The organism is Paraburkholderia sp. JPY465 (genome assembly GCF_050436725.1).
GTDB lineage: Bacteria > Pseudomonadota > Gammaproteobacteria > Burkholderiales > Burkholderiaceae > Paraburkholderia > Paraburkholderia youngii.
Genome location: NZ_JBNDMT010000003.1, coordinates 817,033 through 836,636, shown reverse-complemented (window position 1 = coordinate 836,636; position 19,604 = coordinate 817,033). Strand labels below are relative to the sequence as shown.

Here is a 19,604-nt window from a genome sequence, read left to right as displayed (position 1 = left end):
ACCGTAAAGCATTTTAATGCATTTTTAAGTGGAAACCCTACTGCCCGATCGGTCAGTTCACGCGCGCTTCGTCAGGCGCTTCCGCCGCGAGCCGCGCGGCGAGACGGTCGCGCAACTGCAGGTAGGCATCGGCGAGCGTCTTTTCGCTGGTGTCGAACGTCATGTCGGCGCGCCCGTACAGCTCGGCGCGCCCCGCGAGGATGCGCTTCAGGTCGTCCATCGCCTCGCGGTTGCCGGACATCGGCCGCAGATCGCCTTGCGCGACGACGCGGCGCATATGTTCCTCGGGCGTCGCCTGCAACCACACGGTGAAGCAGTGCGACAGCAGCACGTTGAACGTGCCCGATTCCGACACCAGGCCGCCCGGCGATGCGATCACCGCGCGCGAATGCTCGTGGATCACCGCCTCGAGCGCGCGCTGCTCGTAGCGTCGATACGCGCTCGCGCCGTACAGCGAATGAATCTCCGACGGCGGACAACCCGCCAGTTGCTCGATCACGCGTGTGAGCTCGATGAACGGCACCTTGCGCTCCTGCGCGAGCATGCGTCCGAGCGTCGACTTGCCCGCACCGCGCAGACCGATCAGCGCGATGCGGTCCTTGCGATGCGGGTCGCGCGGCGCCTGCGCGAACATCTCCGCAAGCGCGATGCGCGCGCGCTGCAGCGCCGCCTGGTCGCGCCCCTGCAGCAGTTCGCGGATCAGCAGCCATTCGGCGGACGCAGTGGTTTCGTCGCCGATCACCTCGGCGAGCGGGCAGTTCAGCGTGGCCGCGAGCTGCCGCAGCACCAGCACCGACGCATTACCGACGCCCGATTCGAGATTCGCGAGATGCCGCTCCGACAAACCGGTTTCGGCCGCCAGCGTCTTGCGTGTCATGCCGCGGCGAGCGCGCAGCAAACGCACGCGCTCGCCCATCGCGGTCAGGAACGGGTCGCGCTCTTCGCGCTCGCCGCCGCGTTCGGCCGCGCGGTCGCCCGCGCGCTCGGTGCGCTCGGTGCGTTCGGCGCGGGCCGCGTCGTCGTCGGTTGCGTCCAACGGTGCGGGTGGATACTTTTGGTTCATGTTTTGCGACCTCTTGACTACGAGACATGTACTATAGTGCTTGACACGCACCAGGTGAACGGTTTAATTTTCGCCAAAAGCTGATCCAATCACAAACACAGGCGCGCGCCGCCCTGCATTCCGGCCGCGTCACGGAGACGGCGCCGCACCACGCACGCAACAAAGTTCCGGGGGCCGGCCCTCCGGCCTGCGTGAGCGCGCTTCTGGAGGCTCGCATGTCCGCACAGGAATTCCAGCGCCTGATCGCAGGCGTCACTGGGCAACTCGCCGGGCGGCCGCTCGACGCTTCGCTCGCCGACTGGCTGAACGACATCTGGCCCGCCGATAGCCCCACCTTTCACGAACTCGCGAGTGCATGCCGCACAGGCGTCGCCGAAGGCTGGCTGTGCAACCGCGCGGCCGGCGGCATCCGCTACGGCCGCATCTTCAAGGCGCTGCCCGACACGCACGGCTTTTCCGTCGACGTCGTCGACATGCAGGACATTGCTGGTCCGCACCACATCCATCCGCACGGCGAGATCGATCTGATCATGCCGCTCACCGAAGGCGCGACGTTCGACGGCCATCCGGCCGGCTGGTGCGTGTACGGCCCCGGCTCCGCGCATCGTCCGACCGTCGCGAATGGCCAGGCGCTGGTGCTGTATCTGCTGCCGCAAGGGGCGATCGAATTCACGCACGCGTGAGCCGGGAGCGGCAAGCATCGAGCGGATCACGCGCATACAAAAGCCGGACGCGTCCACGGACGGAGGAGACATATGGAAGCCCTGCTGGAAACGAGCACGCGCGAGCCGGTTGCGCCGCCGCCCCCGCTGTTCAACTTCGCGACGCATCTGTTCCGGCTGAACGAAGCACGCGCGCGCAAGGTCGCTTATATCGACGACCACGGCGCGATGACCTACGGCGAGCTCGAACAGCGCGCGCGGCGTTGCGCCAGCGCACTGCGCGCGCTCGGCGTGCATCCCGAGGAGCGCGTGCTGCTCGTGATGCTCGACTCCGTATCGTTGCCGGTCGCGTTTCTTGGCGCGCTGTACGCGGGCATCGTGCCGGTCGTCGCGAACACCTTGCTGACCGCCGCCGACTATACGTACATGCTGACGCACAGCCATGCGCGCGCGGTGATCGTGTCGGAACCGTTGCTGCCCAACTTGACGGAGGCGCTGAGCAGCATCGACGACGACGGCTGCCAGCTGATCGTCTCGCAGCCTGACGCTTCCCCTGGAGAGCCGCTCGCGGCGCCCCGCTTCGAAACGCTGGTCGATACCGCCACACCCGCCGTCAAAGGCTGCGCGAGCAACGCGGACGACATCGCCTTCTGGCTCTATTCGTCGGGCTCGACCGGCAAACCGAAAGGCACCGTCCACACGCATGCGAATCTGTACTGGACCGCCGAGCTGTATGCGAAGCCGGTGCTGGGGATCGTCGAGAGCGACGTGGTGTTTTCGGCGGCGAAGCTGTTCTTCGCGTATGGGCTCGGCAATGCGCTGACGTTTCCGCTGTCGGTCGGCGCGACCGCGATTCTGATGGCCGAGCGCCCGACCGCCGACGCGATTTTTGCGCGCCTCGTCAAGCATCGCCCGACCGTGTTCTACGGCGTGCCGACCTTGTACGCGAACATGCTGGTGTCGCCGAATCTGCCCGCGCGCGCCGACGTCGCGATCCGCGTGTGCGCGTCGGCCGGCGAGGCGTTGCCGCGCGATGTCGGCGAACGCTTCACCGAGCACTTCGGCGCTGAGATTCTCGATGGCATCGGCTCGACGGAAATGCTGCACATCTTCCTGTCGAATCGCGCGGGCGAAGTCGAATACGGCACGACCGGGCGCCCCGTGCCGGGCTACGAAGTCGAGTTGCGCGACGAGGCCGGGCGGCCGGTGCCCGACGGCGAAGTCGGCGATCTGTTCATCAAGGGGCCGAGCGCGGCGCTGATGTACTGGAGCAATCGCGAGAAGACGCGCGCGACGTTTCTCGGCGAATGGATCAGAAGCGGCGACAAGTATCGGCGTCTCGCGAACGGCTGTTATGTTTACGCGGGCCGCAGCGACGACATGCTGAAAGTAAGCGGCCAGTATGTGTCGCCGGTCGAGGTCGAGATGGTGCTCGTCGCGCATCCGGCGGTGCTCGAAGCGGCGCTGGTCGGCGTCGATCATGGCGGACTCGTGAAGACGCGCGCGTTCGTCGTGCTCAAGCGCGACTTCATGCCTTCAGACCTGCTCGCCGATGAACTGAAGGCCTTCGTCAAGGAACGGCTCGCGCCGCACAAGTATCCGCGCGATATCGTGTTCACCGACGATCTGCCGAAAACCGCCACCGGCAAGATTCAACGCTTCAAACTACGTGAACTGTCATAGGTGTTTCATTGATGCAGAACCGAGGTACCGCCCCTGCTGCTCCCTCCACGAATGCCGCCAGCGGCTTCGCCGAACTGCCGGCGACCACGTCGCATGGGCCGCTGCGCATCGAGTACCGGTGGGTCAACGAGCAGGCGAATGCTCAACACGACGATCCACCGATCGCGGTCTTCCTGCATGAAGGTCTCGGCTCGATCGCGATGTGGCGCGACTGGCCGCAGACGTTGTGCGAGCGGCTCGGCATGCGCGGGCTCGTCTATTCGCGGCCCGGTTACGGACTCTCGACACCGCGTGCGCCTGACGAGAAATGGCCGGTCGATTTCATGACCGCGCAGGCGCGCGACATTCTCCCCGCCTTGCTCGACGCGCTCGATATCGGCTTGCGGCAACGCCAGCGCATGTGGGTGATCGGCCATAGCGACGGCGGTTCGATCGCGCTGCTGTACGCGGCGCTATATCCCGATGCGCTCGCGGGCGCGGTCGTGATCGCACCGCACGTATTCGTCGAAGACATCTCGGTGCAAAGCATCGCCCAGATGAAGCAGCTTTACGAAACCACCGATCTACGCGCGAAGCTCGCCCGCTATCACGCGGACGTCGATTCCGCGTTCTACGGCTGGAACGATATCTGGCTCGATCCCGAGTTCAGGCAGTGGTCGATCGTCGAGGCGCTCGCGCCGATCCGCCGACCGCTGCTCGCGATCCAGGGCCACGACGATAACTACGGCACGATGGCGCAGATCGATAGGATCGGCGCGCGCGTGCCGCATGCAAAACTCGTGAAGCTCGACGCGTGCGGACACTCGCCGCATCGCGATGCGCCCGCCGCGCTCAACGACGCGATCGCTGCGTTCGTCCGCGCGCAGCGATAAGCGGCGCCGTGGCTGTTACCGATACTTCATAAAAATTACACGGTTCGGCGATTATGCTTGCGCATCGCTGACCTCGGCACATCGATGGCGAGGCATCCCTTCCTCGCCCGGAGACAGTGCCATGCCTTTCGTGTCGAAGCCGATTCGTGCGCCGCGCCGCAAACGTTTGACCGGCGCCGTGGCGGTCATCGCGCTGTGCGCGCTAGCGGGAGCGTGCAGCAACGACGACCCGCCCCCGAGCACGGATACGATCAGTTCAACGGAACATTCCGCCGCCAGCCCGGGCGACCCATCGATCGCCCCGCCGCCGGCCGACCCCGCGCCGCCGACGCTGACGATCCAGACACCAGCGGCACCGGCATCCGAAGCCGGCACGGCCTTGTCCGCCGCTGCGCCGCCGCTTGCCCGCCCCGTCATCCATACCGTCGATTGAGAATCGCGCCGCGCGCGGAGACTAGCCTGCCTTCGCGCGTCCGACGCAGCATTGCCGTTTCAGTACCGCAAGTCGTCTTCCCCGTGCCTTTTTCCTCCACCGAAGATCTAAGCCACAACCATGACCTCAACAAATCGCCGTGATTTTCTGCGCTCGGCCGCGCAAGCCGCCGGTTCCTTTACCGCGTTGAGCATGCTGCCGCCCGGCATCCGCAATGCGCTCGCGATTCCGGCCAACAACCGCACCGGGACGATCCGCGACGTCGAGCATATCGTCGTGCTGATGCAGGAGAACCGCTCGTTCGACCACTACTTCGGCACGCTCAAGGGCGTTCGCGGCTTCGGCGACACGCGCGCGATCAAGCTCGCGAATGGCCAGCCGGTGTGGTATCAGCCGCTCACCACCGATACCACCGGCGCCAGCTACGTGCTGCCGTTCCGTCCGAGCGCGCCGAACCTCGGCCTGCAATTCCTGCAGGATCTCGCGCACGACTGGGGCACCACGCATGCCGCATGGAACGGCGGCCGCAACGATCAGTGGGTGCCGTCGAAAGGCGCGACCACGATGGCCTACCTGACGCGCGATGACATCCCGTTCCACTATCAGCTCGCCGACGCATTCACGATCTGCGACGCGTACCACTGCTCGCTGATGGGTCCGACCGATCCGAACCGCTACTACATGTGGAGCGGCTGGGTCGGCAACGACGGCAGCGGCGGCGGCCCGGTGATCGACAATTCGGAGCTCGGCTACGGCTGGTCGACCTTCCCCGAAGTGCTGCAGAACGCGGGCATCTCGTGGAAGATCTATCAGGACATCGGCACCGGGCTCGACGCGAACGGCTCGTGGGGTTGGACGCAGAACGCGTACATCGGCAACTACGGCGACAACTCGCTGCTCTATTTCAACCAGTACCGCAACGCGCAGCCGGGCAACCCGCTGTACGACAATGCGCGTACCGGCACCAACGCGGCGAACGGCGACGGCTACTTCGACATCCTGAAGCGCGACGTGCAAAACGGCACGCTGCCGCAGGTGTCGTGGATCGTCGCGCCCGAAGCGTACAGCGAACACCCGAACTGGCCGACCAACTATGGCGCGTGGTACATCGACCAGGTGCTGCAGATCCTCACGTCGAACCCGGACGTGTGGAGCAAGACCGTGCTGCTGATCAACTACGACGAAAACGACGGCTTCTTCGATCACATCGCCGCGCCGTTCGCGGCCGCGTCGAGCGCGAACGGTCTGTCGACCGTCGACGTCACGAACGAGATCTATGCGGGCGATCCGAAGAACGTCGCCGGGCCGTACGGGCTCGGACCGCGCGTGCCGATGCTGGTGGTGTCGCCGTGGTCCAAAGGCGGCTATGTGTGCTCCGAAGTGTTCGACCACTCGTCGGTGATCCGCTTCATCGAAAAGCGCTTCGGTCACCGGCACAATCTCGGCGAATCGAACATCACGCCGTGGCGTCGCGCGGTGTGCGGCGATCTGACCTCCGCGTTCAACTTCGCGAATCCGAACGCGTCGGTGCCGTCGCTGCCGAGCACGAGCGGTTACGTGCCGCCCGACCAGAACCGTCACCCGGACTACGTGCCGCAAGCGCCGACGGTGCAGACGGTGCCGAAGCAGGAAGCGGGCGTGCGCCCGGCACGCGCGCTGCCGTACGAACTGTTCGTGCGCGTCGACGAAGGCGCGAACGGCAAGCTGACGATGCGCTTCGTCAACACGGGCCGCGCGGGCGCCGTGTTCCTCGTGTACGCGGCCAATAGCGCAGACGCGCCGCGCAGCTATACCGTCGAAGCGGGCAAGCATCTGCAGGACACGCTGATGCTCAATGCCGATGGCAGCTACGACTTCAGCGTGCACGGACCGAACGGCTTCCTGCGCCGCTTCGCGGGCAAAGTGGTTGCGCGGAACTGGTGGAATGGTTCGGATACCGCACGGCCCGCCGTCGCCGAAGGCTACGATGTCGCGAACGGCAATCTCCAACTGCGGCTCGAGAACGTCGGCAGCGCGCGTTGCCAGTTCACGATCGTCAACGCGTACGACAGGAACCATGTGATCAAGCATTGGGTGCACGGCGGCGACACCGACAATCTGTACCTCGATCTGCGCACAGCATACGGCTGGTACGATCTCGCGATCACCGTCGATACCGACCCGACGTTCGCACGCCGCATCGCCGGTCACGTCGAGACGGGCAATGACAGCATCAGCGATCCGGCGCTGGGCGGCTGAGCGTCGCTGTCAGCCAACGCTGCAAAAGTAACGGCCGCTGGCTCTTCGAGCACAGCGGCCGTTTTTTATCCAGCTATCTCGAGCGCACACCCGCCAACCCGCAATCGCGCGCGGGCGTCTACGCTTCGAAATCGAGCCCGCCGATCAACGTAACCGGCTCACCCTGCGTGTGCGTGGAGAAATCGAGTTCGCGCGCCTGGGTCCACGCATTGAGCTTGCGCGGCAGCGCGGCCAGATATCTGGCGAAGCGCGTCGCGCCCTGCTCGCCCATCAGTCTTTCTATTTCATCGCTGTCCCAGGTCAGATACAGATTCAACGGATGCGGGTAATGACCGAGTTCATCGAGCGGCGTTGCGTGAATCCGCACGCGGGTGGGCTGCCCCGGCTCGCCATGCGGCAGCACGTCGGTGTGAACGGTCGTCGCGACGCACGCGGCGATCGCCTCGGCAATGCGCGGCGCGAACTCCTGATCGAAACGAATGGCACTCTCGGGGCGCATTCCATGTCTCCGCTGTGATTCTCATCGTGGGTGGGTCATCGTAGCAGACTCAGTTTTTTGCCGGTGGGACCGCGTCCGGGTCGTGCGCGCCGGTCTCCCCCAACGCCTCGCGCAGCGCCTTGCGGATCACCTTGCCGGTGGCCGTCATCGGCAGGCTTTCGACGAAGCGAATCTCGCGCGGATATTCGTGCGCGGCCAGACGCGTCTTGACGTGCTGCTGGATCTCGCGCACCAGCGCATCGTCGCCGACGAAGCCCGCTTTCAGCACGACGAACGCCATCACGATTTCGGTGCGCTCGCGATCGGGCGCGCCGACCACGGCGGCCATCGCGACGGCCGGATGACGCAGCAGCGAATCTTCGATCGATGCCGGCCCGATCCGGTAGCCGGCGCTCGTGATCACGTCGTCGCCGCGGCCGACGAAGCGAATGAAGCCGTCCGCATCGCGTATGCCGAGATCGCCGGTCAGCAGAAACTTGCCGCGGAATTTCTCGCGCGTCGCCGCTTCGTTGCGCCAGTAGCCGACAAACATCACCGGGTCAGGCGCGGCCACCGCGATATCGCCGATCGCGCCGGGCGGCAGTTCGTTGCCGGCGGCATCGACGATCGCGACATGGTGCCCCGGCACCGCGCGCCCGATCGCGCCGAAGCGCGGCTCGAACAGCGCCGCGCACGACGACACCACGACGTTGCACTCGGTCTGCCCGTAGAACTCATTGATCGTCACGCCGAGCGCGTCGCGCCCCCAGCCGATCAGTTCCTCGCCCAGCGATTCGCCGCCGCTCGCGACCGAGCGCAACGCGAGCCGCAGATGAGCGGGCCGCTCGACACCGCGCATCATCTTCAGCGCGGTCGGCGGTAAAAACGCATGGGAGACCGCGTGACGCGCGAGCAGATCGAACGCGGCGTGGCCGTCGAATTTCGCAAAACGGCGCGCGAGCACCGCGACGCCGTGATGCCACGACGGCAGCAGCACATCGAACAGACCGCCGATCCACGCCCAGTCCGCGGGCGTCCACATCAGCGTCGCGTGCGCGGGAAAGCCCTGCTGCGACATCTCGACGCCGGGCAAATGGCCGAGCAACACGCGATGCCCGTGCAACGCGCCCTTCGGTTTTCCGGTCGTGCCCGACGTATAGATGATGATCGCCGGCTCGTCCGCAGCGGTATCGACCGGCGTGAATTCAGCAGGAGCGCCATGCAACGCCTGCCAGAACGACCGCACGGGCGCGTCCGATGCTTCGTCATCCTCCTCGATATCGACGCTGAACACATGTCGCAACTCCGGCAGCGCGCCGCGGATTTCGTCGATCTTTTGGACGCCGGCGTGATCGGTGATCAGCGCGACCGCACCGCTGTCGCCGAGCCGATGCTCGATCGCGTCCACGCCGAACAGCGCGAACAGCGGCACCGTGACCATGCCGGCCTTGTAGGCAGCGAGATGTGCGATGGCCGTTTCGATCGATTGCGACAGGAAGATGCCGATGCGCTCGCCGCGCCGTGCGCCCGCCGCGAGCAGCGCATTGGCGAAGCGGTCGGACAGCGCTTTCAGTTCATCGAACGTATAGCGGGTCGCGCGGCCTTCGGCATCTTCATAGATCAGCGCGAGACGCCCCGAGCCATCGGCCCACTTGTCGCATGCATCGACGCCGATGTTGTAGCGCGGTGGAATGCGCCACGTGAAATTGGTCGTGAGCGAATCGTAAGTCTCGCCGTCGAGGTTCATCGTGTCTCCTGAATATCGTCGTTATCGCTGCATGGGCTGCCGCATGGCCCATCGCTTGCTACTTCCGCGCGTGGCCGGTGTTCCGCAGTTTAGCCCACGATCTTGCCTGTCCCCTTCGACGCGTCGCCTTGCGCAACTGGATTCGCCAAATACGACATAGTCCCGCCCATAATCGCCGACCGGTCGCACCGAACTCAACGTTTTGCGACAACTCCTGTGTGATTCAAGCCCTTTACGTCTGACCTGTGCCGTCCCCGTCTAGGATCGTTACACAGCTTCGGCGCCTATGTTGCGCCGCATGATCGCTCCCCCGGATGACATATGCGCAAGGCAAGATTTGCATCGTTCTGGCACGGCCCGGAACTTTCTCCCTATGAAGTCGCCTGCCTAAGTTCGTTCACGCAGTACGGCAGCGAGGTCGCGCTTTATAGCTACGAGCCGATCGCCGGATTGCCGCCCGGCGTAGCCGCGAAGGACGCGACCACGATATTGCCGCGCGATTCGCTGAACGACTTCCCGATTTGCGGGGTGCCGTCGATGCAGCATTTCACCGACTATTTCCGCTTCGTGATGTTCACGAAGACCGACGAGATCTGGGTCGACACCGACATGCTGCTGCTTCGTGATTTCGATCTCAACGCCAAGGGCGATCTGATCGGCCGGGAAAACCAGACGAGCATCTGCAATGCGATTCTGAGGCTCGATCCTGATCAGCCGCGCTTGCACGAGGCAATCGAACGGATCGAAGCGATGAAAGGCACCGCACTGAAGTGGGGCGACACCGGCCCTCGTCTGTTGACCGCCGTCTACGGCGTGAGGGCCGGGCTTCCCGAGAGCCTGTTCTATCCGGTGCATTTCAACGATTACTACAAGGTGTTCCTGCCGCGCTATTTCGAAGAGTGCGCGGCGCTCTGTTCCGACACGTACACGCTGCATCTGTGGAACAACCGGGTCGTCAAGATGGGGCTCTTCAAGCGCATCGGGCCGCCCGTCGGGTCGTTCCTGCATCACTTGTTCGAGCAAACCGGCGCCAACGAGCTGTTTCGCGAGTTTTATCCGGCGAGCGTAATGCAGGCGATGATCGACAACGCGGTGGAGAAAGTCGGCAGCGACGAAGGCGTGCGCAAGCTGCTGCGCGTCGGCGTGCCGATGGTCACGACGGCCATCGCGCGCAGACTCGGCGCCTGAGTTCGCCGCTTCAGTTCGCAGCGCCCCTGCCTGAGCCCTGCGCCTGCTCCAGCACGAAGTCGATGAACGTCGCGGCCGCGCGCGTGTGGTGCCGGTTCGGCATGTACAGCATGTACATGTGGGTGCCGAAGATGCTGAGCCGCCAGGCATCGAGCGCGGTCAGCACCGCGCCGCGCTTCAGATCGTCCTGCACCACATAGTCGGGTACGAGTCCGACGCCCAGACCGGCCAGCACCGCCTGCCGTAAAAATAGAAAGTTCTCGGAAATAATCGTCGGTTCGAGCAGCACTTCATGACGCTCGTCGCGCAAATATGCGGCGAGCCGCAACTGCTTGCCGATCACGGCCGCGGTAATCAGCGGCGCGGCGCGCAGGTCGTCGAGCGTCGCGGGCATGCCGTGCGTCCGCGCGAATTCGGGGGATGCGCAGGCCACGTACCGGACCGGCCCCATGTCCCGCGCGACGAGGTTTTGCGGCGGCTCCGACATCACGCGCACCGCGATGTCGATTTCGTCGCGCATCAGATCCTCGACGCGGTTCTCGAACATCACGTCTAGCACGATGCCCGGATACAACCGCTTGAACGCGATCAGCCAGTCGGACATCACGAGCTGGCCATAGCCGCTCGGCACGCTCAGCCGCACCCGCCCCTGCAGGCTCTGGCCCAGCGTCGCCACCGACTCGCGCGCGGCCAGCAACGCGTTGCGAATAGTGCGGCCGTGCTCGTAGAGCCGTAGACCGATCTCGGTCGGCTCGACGCGGCGCGTGGTGCGCCGCACCAATTGCAGGCCCACGGAACGCTCGAGCTGGTTCAGGTGATAGCTAACGTTCGCGCGGCTCATCTTGAGCCGGCGCGCCGCTTCGCTCAGATTGCCGGCGTCGAGGATGTCGACGAGCAGGGTCAGCGAGTTGACGTCCATGGCCGCGTCGTTGTCAAAATAATTTTGACAGTCTGTCAATCAACCATGTGATTGTCAATGAACGTTGACCACTCCAGAATGGGACGATCCGGCGCAATTCGCCACCCTGGATACGGAGACACCCACGATGAACCAATCCCCTTCAGCCGACGTCGTCACGCGCGAATTGCGCGGCAAGGTACTGCTCGTCACGATCGACCACGCGCCGGTCAACGCGCTCTCGGCCGAGGTGCGGCGCGGCCTGCTGGACGCGATCGAAGCCGCCGACGCCGAGCGCGCCGTCGAAGCCGTGCTGATCGTCGGCGCGGGGCGCAACTTCATCGCCGGTGCCGATATTCGCGAGTTTGGTAAGCCTCCGGTGCCGCCTTCGCTGCCGGAGGTGTGCAATCGCATCGAGGCCTGCGGGAAACCCGTGATTGCCGCGTTGCATGGCGCCGCGCTCGGCGGCGGGCTCGAAGTGGCGCTCGCCGCGCATTACCGGATTGCCGTGGACGGCGCGAAACTTGGCCTGCCCGAAGTGCAGCTCGGTCTGCTGCCCGGCGCGGGCGGCACGCAACGCACGCCGCGCCTGATCGGCGCGCCGGCCGCGCTCGATCTGATCCTGAGCGGCCGTCATGCGAGCGCGAAGGAAGCGCTCGCGCTCGGTCTGATCGACCGTCTCGGCGACAGCGGCGACATCCTCGCCGAAGGACTCGCCTACACGCACGAACTGCTCGCCGCGCACGCGCCGGTGCGTCGTACGCGCGACGCCGCCGCATTGAGCGATCGCGCCGCGAGCCTCGCCGCCGTCGCGAAAGCGCGTGACGAAACCGCGAAGAAAGCGCGCGGCCTGTTCTCGCCGCTGAAAATCGTCGACGCGGTCGAAGCCGCGATCGAACAGCCCTTCGACGAAGGCCTGAAGTTCGAACGCAAGCTGTTCCTGCAATGCCTCGACAGCCCGCAGCGCGCAGGTCTCGTGCACGCGTTCTTCGCCGAGCGCGAAGTGCTGAAAGCGCCCGAAACGCGCGACGCGAAACCGCGCGCGCTCGGGGCGATCGGCGTGATCGGCGGCGGCACGATGGGCGCGGGCATTGCGGTCGCGGTGCTCGACGCGGGTCTGCCCGTCACGATGATCGAACGCGACGAAGCGTCGCTCGCGCGCGGCCGCGCGCACATCGACAAGGTCTACGACGGGCTGATCGCCAAGGGCCGCCTCACCGCCGAGAAGAAAGCCGCGACGATGGCGCGCTGGAGCGGCAGCACGTCGTACGATGCGCTTGCTCACGTCGACCTCGTGATCGAAGCCGTGTTCGAAGATCTCGGCGTCAAAAAGGCCGTATTCGCCGAGCTCGATCGTGTCTGCAAGCCCGGCGCGGTGCTCGCGACCAACACGTCGTATCTGGATATCGAAGCGATCGCGGCCAGCACCTCGCGCCCCGCCGACGTGATCGGTCTGCACTTCTTCTCCCCCGCCAACATCATGAAGCTGCTCGAAGTCGTGGTGCCGAAGCAGGTCAGCGCCGACGCCGTCGCGACCGCGTTCGAGCTCGCGAAGAAGCTGCGCAAGACGCCGGTGCGCGCGGGCGTGTGCGACGGATTCATCGGCAATCGGCTGCTCGCCGTCTATCGCGCCGCCGCGGACGCGCTGATGGAAGACGGTGCGTCGCCGTATCAGATCGACGCGGCCGTGCGCGCGTTCGGCTTGCCGATGGGCCCGTTCCAGGTGGTCGATCTCGCGGGCGGCGACATCGGCTGGGCGGCGCGCAAACGCCGCGCGGCCACGCGCGACCCGAACGCACGCTACGTGCAGATCGCCGACCGCCTGTGCGAGCGTGGCTGGTTCGGCCAGAAGACCGGCCGCGGATTCTATCTGTACCCCGAAGGATCGCGCGGCGGCATGCCCGATCCCGAAGTCGAGGCGATCATCGACGCCGAACGCAAGCGCGCGGGCGTCACGCCGCGCAGCTTCACCGACGAGCAGATCATGCGCCGCTATATGGCCGCGATGATCAACGAAGGCGCGAACGTCGTGCACGAAGGCATCGCGCTGCGCCCGCTCGACGTCGACGTGACGCTGCTGTACGGCTACGGCTTTCCGCGCTACCGCGGCGGTCCAATGAAATACGCGGATAGCGTCGGGCTGGCGACGATCCTCGCCGACATCCGCGAGTTCGCGAAGGAAGACCCGCTGTTCTGGCGGCCGTCGCCGCTGCTCGTCGAACTGGTCGAGCGCGGAGCGGATTTCGCGAGCCTGAACACGACGGCCTGAGCCGCCACGAACCGGACGGAACGACTGCGATGGATCTGAACTTCACCCCCGAAGAAGAAGCGTTTCGCGCCAGCGTGCTGGCGTTTTTGCGCGACAAGCTGCCGCGAGGCCTCGCCGACAAGGTGCACGGCGGCCGGCGTCTGACGCGCGACGACATGGCCGGGTGGCACGCGATTCTGAACGCGCAAGGCTGGCTCGCGAATCACTGGCCGAAGGAGTTCGGCGGCCCGGGCTGGAACGCGGTGCAGAAGTTCATCTTCGAGAACGAATGCGCGCTGGCCGGCGCGCCGCGCGTCGTACCGTTCGGCGTCAACATGCTCGGGCCGGTGCTGATCAGGTACGGCAGCGACGCGCAGAAGCGTCACTGGCTGCCGCGCATTCTCGATGGTTCCGACTGGTGGTGCCAGGGCTATTCGGAGCCGGGCGCGGGCTCCGACCTTGCGTCGGTCAAGACGACGGCGGTGCGCGGCAAGGATGCGCAGGGCGAACACTACATCGTCAATGGCCAGAAGACGTGGACCACGCTCGCGCATTACGCGAACATGATCTTCTGCCTCGTGCGCACCGCGACCGACGTGCGCAAACAGGAAGGCATCAGCTTTCTGCTGATCGACATGAACACGCCGGGCGTCGAAGTGCGGCCGATCATCACGCTCGACGGCGAGCATGAAGTCAACGAAGTGTTTTTCACCGACGTGCGCGTGCCTGCCGACAATCTCGTCGGCGAGGAGAACAAGGGCTGGACTTACGCAAAATATCTGCTTACGTACGAGCGCACCAATATCGCGGGCGTCGGCTTTTCGGTCGCCGCGTTCAATCGTCTGCGCAAGATCGCCGCGAAACAGCTCCGCAATGGCCGGCCGCTCGCCGAGGATCCCGCGTTCGCGGCACGCATGGCGCGCGTCGAGATCGACCTCGAGAACATGAAGACGACCAACCTGCGCGTGATCGCGGCCGTGGCGGGCGGCGGCGTGCCCGGTGCCGAGAGTTCGATGCTGAAGATTCGCGGCACCGAAATCCGTCAGGAAATCTCGTCGCTGACGCGGCGCGCGATGGGCGCTTATGCGCAGCCATTCGTCGAGGAAGCGCTGTACGAAGGCTTCGATGGCGTGCCGGTCGGCCCGGACGAAGCCGCGAGTGCCGCGTCGCAGTACTTCAATAATCGCAAGCTGTCGATCTTCGGCGGCTCGAACGAAATCCAGAAGAACATCATTTCCAAAATGATCCTCGGACTGTAAGAGGCGCACGTCATGAATTTCCAGCACACCGAAGATCGCCGCATGCTGGCGGATACGCTGAACCGGTTTATCAGCGAGCAGTACGGCTTCGCGACGCGCGACCAGATCGCGCGCTCGACGCAAGGCTTCAGCACCGATCTGTGGGCGCGCTTCGCGGAGCTTGGCGTGATCGGCGCACTGTTCGATGAAGCGAGCGGCGGTTTTGGCGGCGGCGGCTTCGATATTTCCGTCGTGTTCGAGAGTATCGGCCGGGGGCTCGTCGTCGAGCCGTTTCTCGATACGCTGATCGTCGGACGGGCGATCGCTCGCAGCGGCAGTGACGCGCAAAAAGCGGCGCTCGGCTCGTTGATCGACGGTTCGCGAATCGTTGCGCTCGCGCATGGCGAACCGGACAGTCACTACGAACTGGCTCGGGTCGCAACGACGCGCGCGCGGCGCAGCGTTGAGGGCAACAGCGGCGTGTGGACTTTGCATGGCGCGAAGGCCGTCGTTCAGCATGGCGAGCATGCTCAGGTGTTCCTCGTCTCGGCACGCACGAGCGGCGAGGAGGATGCCGAAGCTGGCATCACGCTGTTTCTGGTGCCGGGGGACGCGGCGGGAGTGAGCGTGCGCGGCTATCGGAAGATCGACGGAGGACGCGCGGCCGAAGTGACGCTCGACAATGTCACGCTCGGCGACGACTCCGTGCTCGGCTCAGTGGACCAGGGCTTTGCGACGCTCGAATATGCGGTGAGCTGCGGCGTGCTCGCGCTGTGCGCGGAAGCCGTCGGCGCCATGGACGTCGCGAAAGACTACACGCTCGACTATCTGCGCACGCGCAGGCAGTTCGGCGTGCCGATCGGCAGCTTCCAGGCATTGCAGCATCGCATGGCCGATTTGCTGCTCGAAATCGAGCAGGCGCGCTCGGCAGTGATCAATGCGGCGGCAGTGCTCGATGGTGAACGCAATGCGCGCGAGCGCGCGGTGTCGGCGGCGAAGTACAGCATCGGCCGCATCGGCACGCGAGTCGCGGAGGAATGCATCCAGCTGCATGGCGGGATCGGCATGACCTGGGAGTTGCCGCTTGCGCATTACGCGAAGCGGCTCGTGATGATCGATCATCAGCTTGGGGATGAGGATCATCATTTGGAGCGGTTCGTGGCGCTGGGGGCTGCGGTTTCGCTCGCGCAGGTCTGATCATGAGGCGACCTGCTTGACGGAGACGAGCGGCGTCGCAGTTATCCGCGACGGGCAAGAAAAAAGGACTTACGGCTTTCACCGTAAGTCCTTTTTGATCTTGGTCGGGGCGAGAGGATTTGAACCTCCGACCACCTGCACCCCATGCAGGTACGCTACCAGGCTGCGCTACGCCCCGAACAAAAGAAAAATTATAACAGACACTTCATTCGATTAGAACTGCCCGACACGAACAAAACGAACGAGCCGATGGAACTAGTGGCCCAGCAGATCGATTACGCTCTGCAGTTCCTCGCGCAACTTCTCGACATCGACAGCAACCGTTGCCGCCGATGCCTGCACCTGCCCCGCGGCTGCGCCGGCGGCCTCACCCTCTTCGACCGCCGCTTCCGGCCCACCGCCGCTATGCGAATCGAGCCGGTTGCGCGCCCCGTTGATCGTAAAACCCTGCTCGTACAGCAACTCTCGAATCCGCCTGATCAGCAGCACCTCGTGATGCTGATAATACCGACGATTGCCGCGCCGCTTGACCGGCCTCAACTGGGTGAACTCCTGCTCCCAGTAACGCAGCACGTGGGGCTTCACGCCGCAAAGTTCGCTGACCTCACCAATCGTGAAGTAGCGCTTCGCCGGAATCGGAGGCAAGACGACTTTTTCGATCGTCGCTGTCATCGTCAGTTAGCCGTGATGGGTTGCCCGGAAGCGCGCCAGTCGATCAGCGCGCGAAGCTCGCTTCGGCGCCGTTTTCGACGAGCGCCTTCAGCTTTTGACTTGCATGAAACGTCACCACGCGACGCGCCGCGATCGGAATCGCCTCGCCCGTCTTCGGATTTCTGCCGGGACGCTGCGGCTTGTCGCGCAACTGGAAGTTGCCGAAGCCCGACAGCTTGACGCTGTCTCCGCTCTCGAGCGCATCGCGGATCACCTCGAAGAACGCCTCGACCATGTCCTTCGCTTCCCGCTTGTTGAGCCCGACATTGTCGAACAGCAACTCGGCAAGTTCCGCCTTGGTGAGCGTCGGCGTTTCATTGGAAACGACGGCGGGTGATGTCGGAATTTCTCGAATCATGGCGCTGCGTTGCGCCGTAAGAAGGGCTTCGAAATCACTCGAGTTCATTTCATTCATATCTATCAAATGGCGCGCCAAGCGTAAAACAATGGATGCGGAAACAGCCGTGCAAATGATAAATGCGGGTTATCCGCGCAACCGTGCGCCATATACTCGAGCCAGACGTTCCACCAGAGTTTGAATAGCCAGATCGACCGTTTCATCCTGAAGGGTTCCGCCAGTATCTTGCAAGGTCACCCGGAACGCAAGGCTTTTCTCGTGCGCGGCCAGACCACCGGAAGTGTTTGATTTTGGACGAAATTCGTCGAAAAGTGCAATCTTCTGGACAGCCTTGCAGGCCGGCTCGGACTGGGCCTTCTGCAGCTCGTCGAGCAGCGCCTGAACCTCGATTTTCTGATCGACGACCACCGCAATATCACGTCGTACCGGCGGGAATTTTGAAACTTCCGACGGAATCGGCAATACCCGCTGCATTAATGCTTCCGCTTCGATTTCAAACAGAATCGGCGCATGCGGCAAATCATATTTTTGCATCCAGCGCGGATGCAATTCGCCAATCCAGCCCACTGCGCGACCATTCAATTCGATACGCGCGCTGCGTCCCGGATGCAGCGCCGGATGCTCGGCCTTCACGAACCGCGCGACCGCCGGTGCGACCAGCGCTTCGATGTCGCCCTTCACGTCGAAGAAGTCGACAGCACGCGCCGGTGCGCCCCACTGCTCGTCGAGCGCGGGACCATAAGCGAGCGCGCCGATCATCTTCGGCTGCGCGAAACCTTCGACGGTCAGCTCGCCGGCCTTGATCGACGGATCGTGCAGGAACACGCGGCCCGCTTCGAACACGCGTACACGGTCCGCCGCGCGACGGTTCAGGTTCGTGCGCAGCACATGGATCAGGCTGCCGAACAGCGTCGTACGCATCACCGACAGCTGGCTCGCGATCGGGTTGATCAGACGCACCGGGTTGCTGTTGCCTGCGAAGTCCTGCTCCCACTCGGCATCGACGAAGCTGAAGTTCACCGTTTCCGCGTAGTCGCGCGCGGCGAGTGCATGCCGGATCGCGTGGATCGAGCGTTGCGTCTCGTTGGTCGGGCGCATTTCGCTGGTCGCGACCGGCGGGCGCGCCGGAATCTTTTCGAAGCCGTAGATACGTGCGACTTCTTCGATCAGGTCCTCTTCGATTTCGATATCGAAGCGGTACGACGGCGGCATCACCGAGAACGTATCACCGTCGCGCTCGAACGACAGGCCGAGGCGCGTGAAGATCTGTGCGATTTCATCGGCGCCGATCGCGACGCCGATGATGCGGTTCGCGCGCGAAACGCGCATCTTCACGGGCGCGCGCTTTGGCACGTTGACGATCTGATCGTCGACCGGACCCGCTTCGCCGCCGCATATGTCGAGGATCAACTGCGTGATGCGCTCGATATGATCGACGGTCGTCGCGTAGTCGACGCCGCGCTCGAAGCGATGACCTGCATCGGTCGAGAAGTTGTACTTGCGCGAGCGGCCACGAATGCTATCGGGCCACCAGAACGCGGCTTCGAGATAGATATTGGTGGTGTCGAGCGTGACCGCGGTGCTGTCGCCGCCCATGATGCCCGCGAGGCTTTCGATATGCTGCTCGTCGGCGATCACGCCGACCGTTTCATCGAGCTCGACCGTGTTGCCGTTCAGCAGCTTCAGCGTTTCACCCTTGCGGCCCCAGCGCACCTCCATGCCGCCGTGGATCTTGTCGAGATCGAACACGTGCGACGGACGCCCCAGCTCGAGCATCACATAGTTCGAGATGTCGACGAGCGCGGAGATGCTGCGCTGGCCTGAGCGCTCGAGGCGCTCGACCATCCATTGCGGCGACTTCGCGCGCGCATTGACGCCGCGGATCACTCGGCCCGAGAAACGGCCGCACAGATCGGGCGCCGAGATTTTCACGGGCAGGGTTTCATTGAGCTTGACTGGAGCCGGCTTGATGTCGAGCGGGCGCAACGGCGCGCCGGTAATCGCCGACGTTTCGCGCGCGACGCCGAAAACCGACAAACAGTCGGCCTTGTTCGGCGTCAGCTTGATTTCAAAAACGGTGTCGTCGAGGTTGAGGGTCTCGCGGATGTCCTGGCCGATCGGCGTATCTTCCGGCAGGATCATCAGACCGCTGTGATCTTCGGAGAGCTTCAGCTCGCGCGCCGAGCACAGCATGCCCTGGCTTTCCACGCCGCGCAGCTTCGACAGCTTGATCGCGAACGGTGCGCCGCCCTCTTCGGCCGGCGGCAGTTGCGCGCCGACCAGCGCGACCGGCACCTTGATGCCGGGCGCCACGTTCGGAGCGCCGCATACGATGTTCAGCGTCGCGCCGGTGCCGGCGTTGACCTGACACACGTTGAGCTTGTCCGCATCCGGGTGCTTGACGACTTCCAGCACCTGGCCGACGACGATCTTCGAGGTCGGCGGCGCGGCCGGCCGCAGGTCTTCGACTTCGAGACCCGCCATCGTCAACGCGTGCGACAGCTCGTCGGTGGTCAGTCGCGGATCGACAAAAGTTCTGAGCCAGGATTCCGGAAATTGCATGGTTCTGTGTACGTTCTGATCAGGTTAG

Annotated in this window: 16 protein-coding genes and 1 tRNA gene; 9 read left to right on the top strand and 8 right to left on the bottom strand. The window is 64.5% G+C overall.

Annotation, left to right across the window (positions count from 1 at the left end; genetic code table 11):
* Positions 1-52 precede the first annotated feature (52 nt).
* Entirely contained in the window at positions 53-1,063 is a 1,011-nt protein-coding gene (locus QFZ94_RS18455) for a helix-turn-helix transcriptional regulator (protein WP_429458658.1), read from the bottom strand.
* A gap of 215 nt (positions 1,064-1,278) precedes the next feature.
* Between QFZ94_RS18455 and QFZ94_RS18450 the strand changes: the two genes are divergently transcribed.
* The 5 genes from QFZ94_RS18450 (at position 1,279) to QFZ94_RS18430 (ending at position 6,951) form a co-directional block, all read left to right on the top strand.
* Positions 1,279-1,746: a DUF4863 family protein gene (locus QFZ94_RS18450; RefSeq protein WP_429458656.1), complete on the top strand. Its 468-nt coding sequence runs from the start codon at positions 1,279-1,281 to the stop codon at positions 1,744-1,746.
* A 72-nt stretch (positions 1,747-1,818) separates the two neighbouring features.
* On the top strand, positions 1,819-3,408 hold the full coding sequence (locus QFZ94_RS18445) for a benzoate-CoA ligase family protein (RefSeq protein ID WP_429458654.1): 1,590 nt from the start codon (positions 1,819-1,821) through the stop codon (positions 3,406-3,408).
* Positions 3,409-3,419: 11 nt separating this feature from the next.
* Entirely contained in the window at positions 3,420-4,280 is an 861-nt protein-coding gene (locus QFZ94_RS18440) for an alpha/beta fold hydrolase (protein WP_429458652.1), read from the top strand.
* 121 nt (positions 4,281-4,401) lie between these two features.
* Positions 4,402-4,713, top strand: coding sequence for a hypothetical protein (locus QFZ94_RS18435; RefSeq protein ID WP_368586511.1), 312 nt, complete (start codon positions 4,402-4,404; stop codon positions 4,711-4,713).
* Positions 4,714-4,833: 120 nt separating this feature from the next.
* Positions 4,834-6,951 carry a phosphocholine-specific phospholipase C gene (locus QFZ94_RS18430; RefSeq protein ID WP_429458649.1) on the top strand — a complete coding sequence of 706 codons (2,118 nt, stop codon included), beginning with the start codon at positions 4,834-4,836 and terminating at the stop codon, positions 6,949-6,951.
* 118 nt (positions 6,952-7,069) lie between these two features.
* On the opposite strand, the gene QFZ94_RS18425 is transcribed toward QFZ94_RS18430, so the two are convergent.
* The gene (locus QFZ94_RS18425; protein ID WP_429458647.1) at positions 7,070-7,450 is read right to left on the bottom strand and encodes a DUF5594 family protein; all 381 of its coding nucleotides are present in this window, start codon (positions 7,448-7,450) and stop codon (positions 7,070-7,072) included.
* A 49-nt stretch (positions 7,451-7,499) separates the two neighbouring features.
* The gene (locus tag QFZ94_RS18420) at positions 7,500-9,176 is read right to left on the bottom strand and encodes an acyl-CoA synthetase (RefSeq protein ID WP_429458645.1); all 1,677 of its coding nucleotides are present in this window, start codon (positions 9,174-9,176) and stop codon (positions 7,500-7,502) included.
* A gap of 321 nt (positions 9,177-9,497) precedes the next feature.
* On the opposite strand from QFZ94_RS18420, the gene QFZ94_RS18415 reads away from it, so the two are divergent.
* Positions 9,498-10,364, top strand: a complete 867-nt coding sequence (locus tag QFZ94_RS18415) for a hypothetical protein (RefSeq protein ID WP_429458643.1) — start codon at positions 9,498-9,500, stop codon at positions 10,362-10,364.
* Positions 10,365-10,374: 10 nt separating this feature from the next.
* Here the strand turns inward: QFZ94_RS18415 and QFZ94_RS18410 are convergent, their stop codons facing one another.
* A complete protein-coding gene (locus tag QFZ94_RS18410) occupies positions 10,375-11,283 on the bottom strand; it encodes a LysR family transcriptional regulator (protein ID WP_368586516.1) in 909 nt (302 codons plus the stop codon).
* Between the two features lie 127 nt (positions 11,284-11,410).
* Between QFZ94_RS18410 and QFZ94_RS18405 the strand changes: the two genes are divergently transcribed.
* From QFZ94_RS18405 to QFZ94_RS18395, 3 genes are read left to right on the top strand one after another with little or no spacing between them, the layout of a single operon-like run.
* On the top strand, positions 11,411-13,531 hold the full coding sequence (locus QFZ94_RS18405; protein ID WP_429458641.1) for a 3-hydroxyacyl-CoA dehydrogenase NAD-binding domain-containing protein: 2,121 nt from the start codon (positions 11,411-11,413) through the stop codon (positions 13,529-13,531).
* A 29-nt stretch (positions 13,532-13,560) separates the two neighbouring features.
* The gene (locus QFZ94_RS18400) at positions 13,561-14,769 is read left to right on the top strand and encodes an acyl-CoA dehydrogenase family protein (RefSeq protein ID WP_429458639.1); all 1,209 of its coding nucleotides are present in this window, start codon (positions 13,561-13,563) and stop codon (positions 14,767-14,769) included.
* Positions 14,770-14,781: 12 nt separating this feature from the next.
* Positions 14,782-15,945, top strand: a complete 1,164-nt coding sequence (locus tag QFZ94_RS18395; protein WP_429458637.1) for an acyl-CoA dehydrogenase family protein — start codon at positions 14,782-14,784, stop codon at positions 15,943-15,945.
* Positions 15,946-16,046: 101 nt separating this feature from the next.
* On the opposite strand, the gene QFZ94_RS18390 is transcribed toward QFZ94_RS18395, so the two are convergent.
* From QFZ94_RS18390 to pheT, 4 genes are all read right to left on the bottom strand, one after another.
* Positions 16,047-16,123: transfer RNA gene (locus QFZ94_RS18390), tRNA-Pro, on the bottom strand.
* A gap of 77 nt (positions 16,124-16,200) precedes the next feature.
* Positions 16,201-16,617 (bottom strand): MerR family transcriptional regulator, encoded by a 417-nt coding sequence (locus QFZ94_RS18385; protein ID WP_368586520.1) that lies wholly within the window; start codon positions 16,615-16,617, stop codon positions 16,201-16,203.
* A gap of 43 nt (positions 16,618-16,660) precedes the next feature.
* Entirely contained in the window at positions 16,661-17,071 is a 411-nt protein-coding gene (locus tag QFZ94_RS18380) for an integration host factor subunit alpha (RefSeq protein WP_176108086.1), read from the bottom strand.
* 69 nt (positions 17,072-17,140) lie between these two features.
* Positions 17,141-19,576, bottom strand: a complete 2,436-nt coding sequence (pheT, locus tag QFZ94_RS18375) for a phenylalanine--tRNA ligase subunit beta (protein WP_429458635.1) — start codon at positions 19,574-19,576, stop codon at positions 17,141-17,143.
* Between the last annotated feature and the right edge of the window lie 28 nt (positions 19,577-19,604).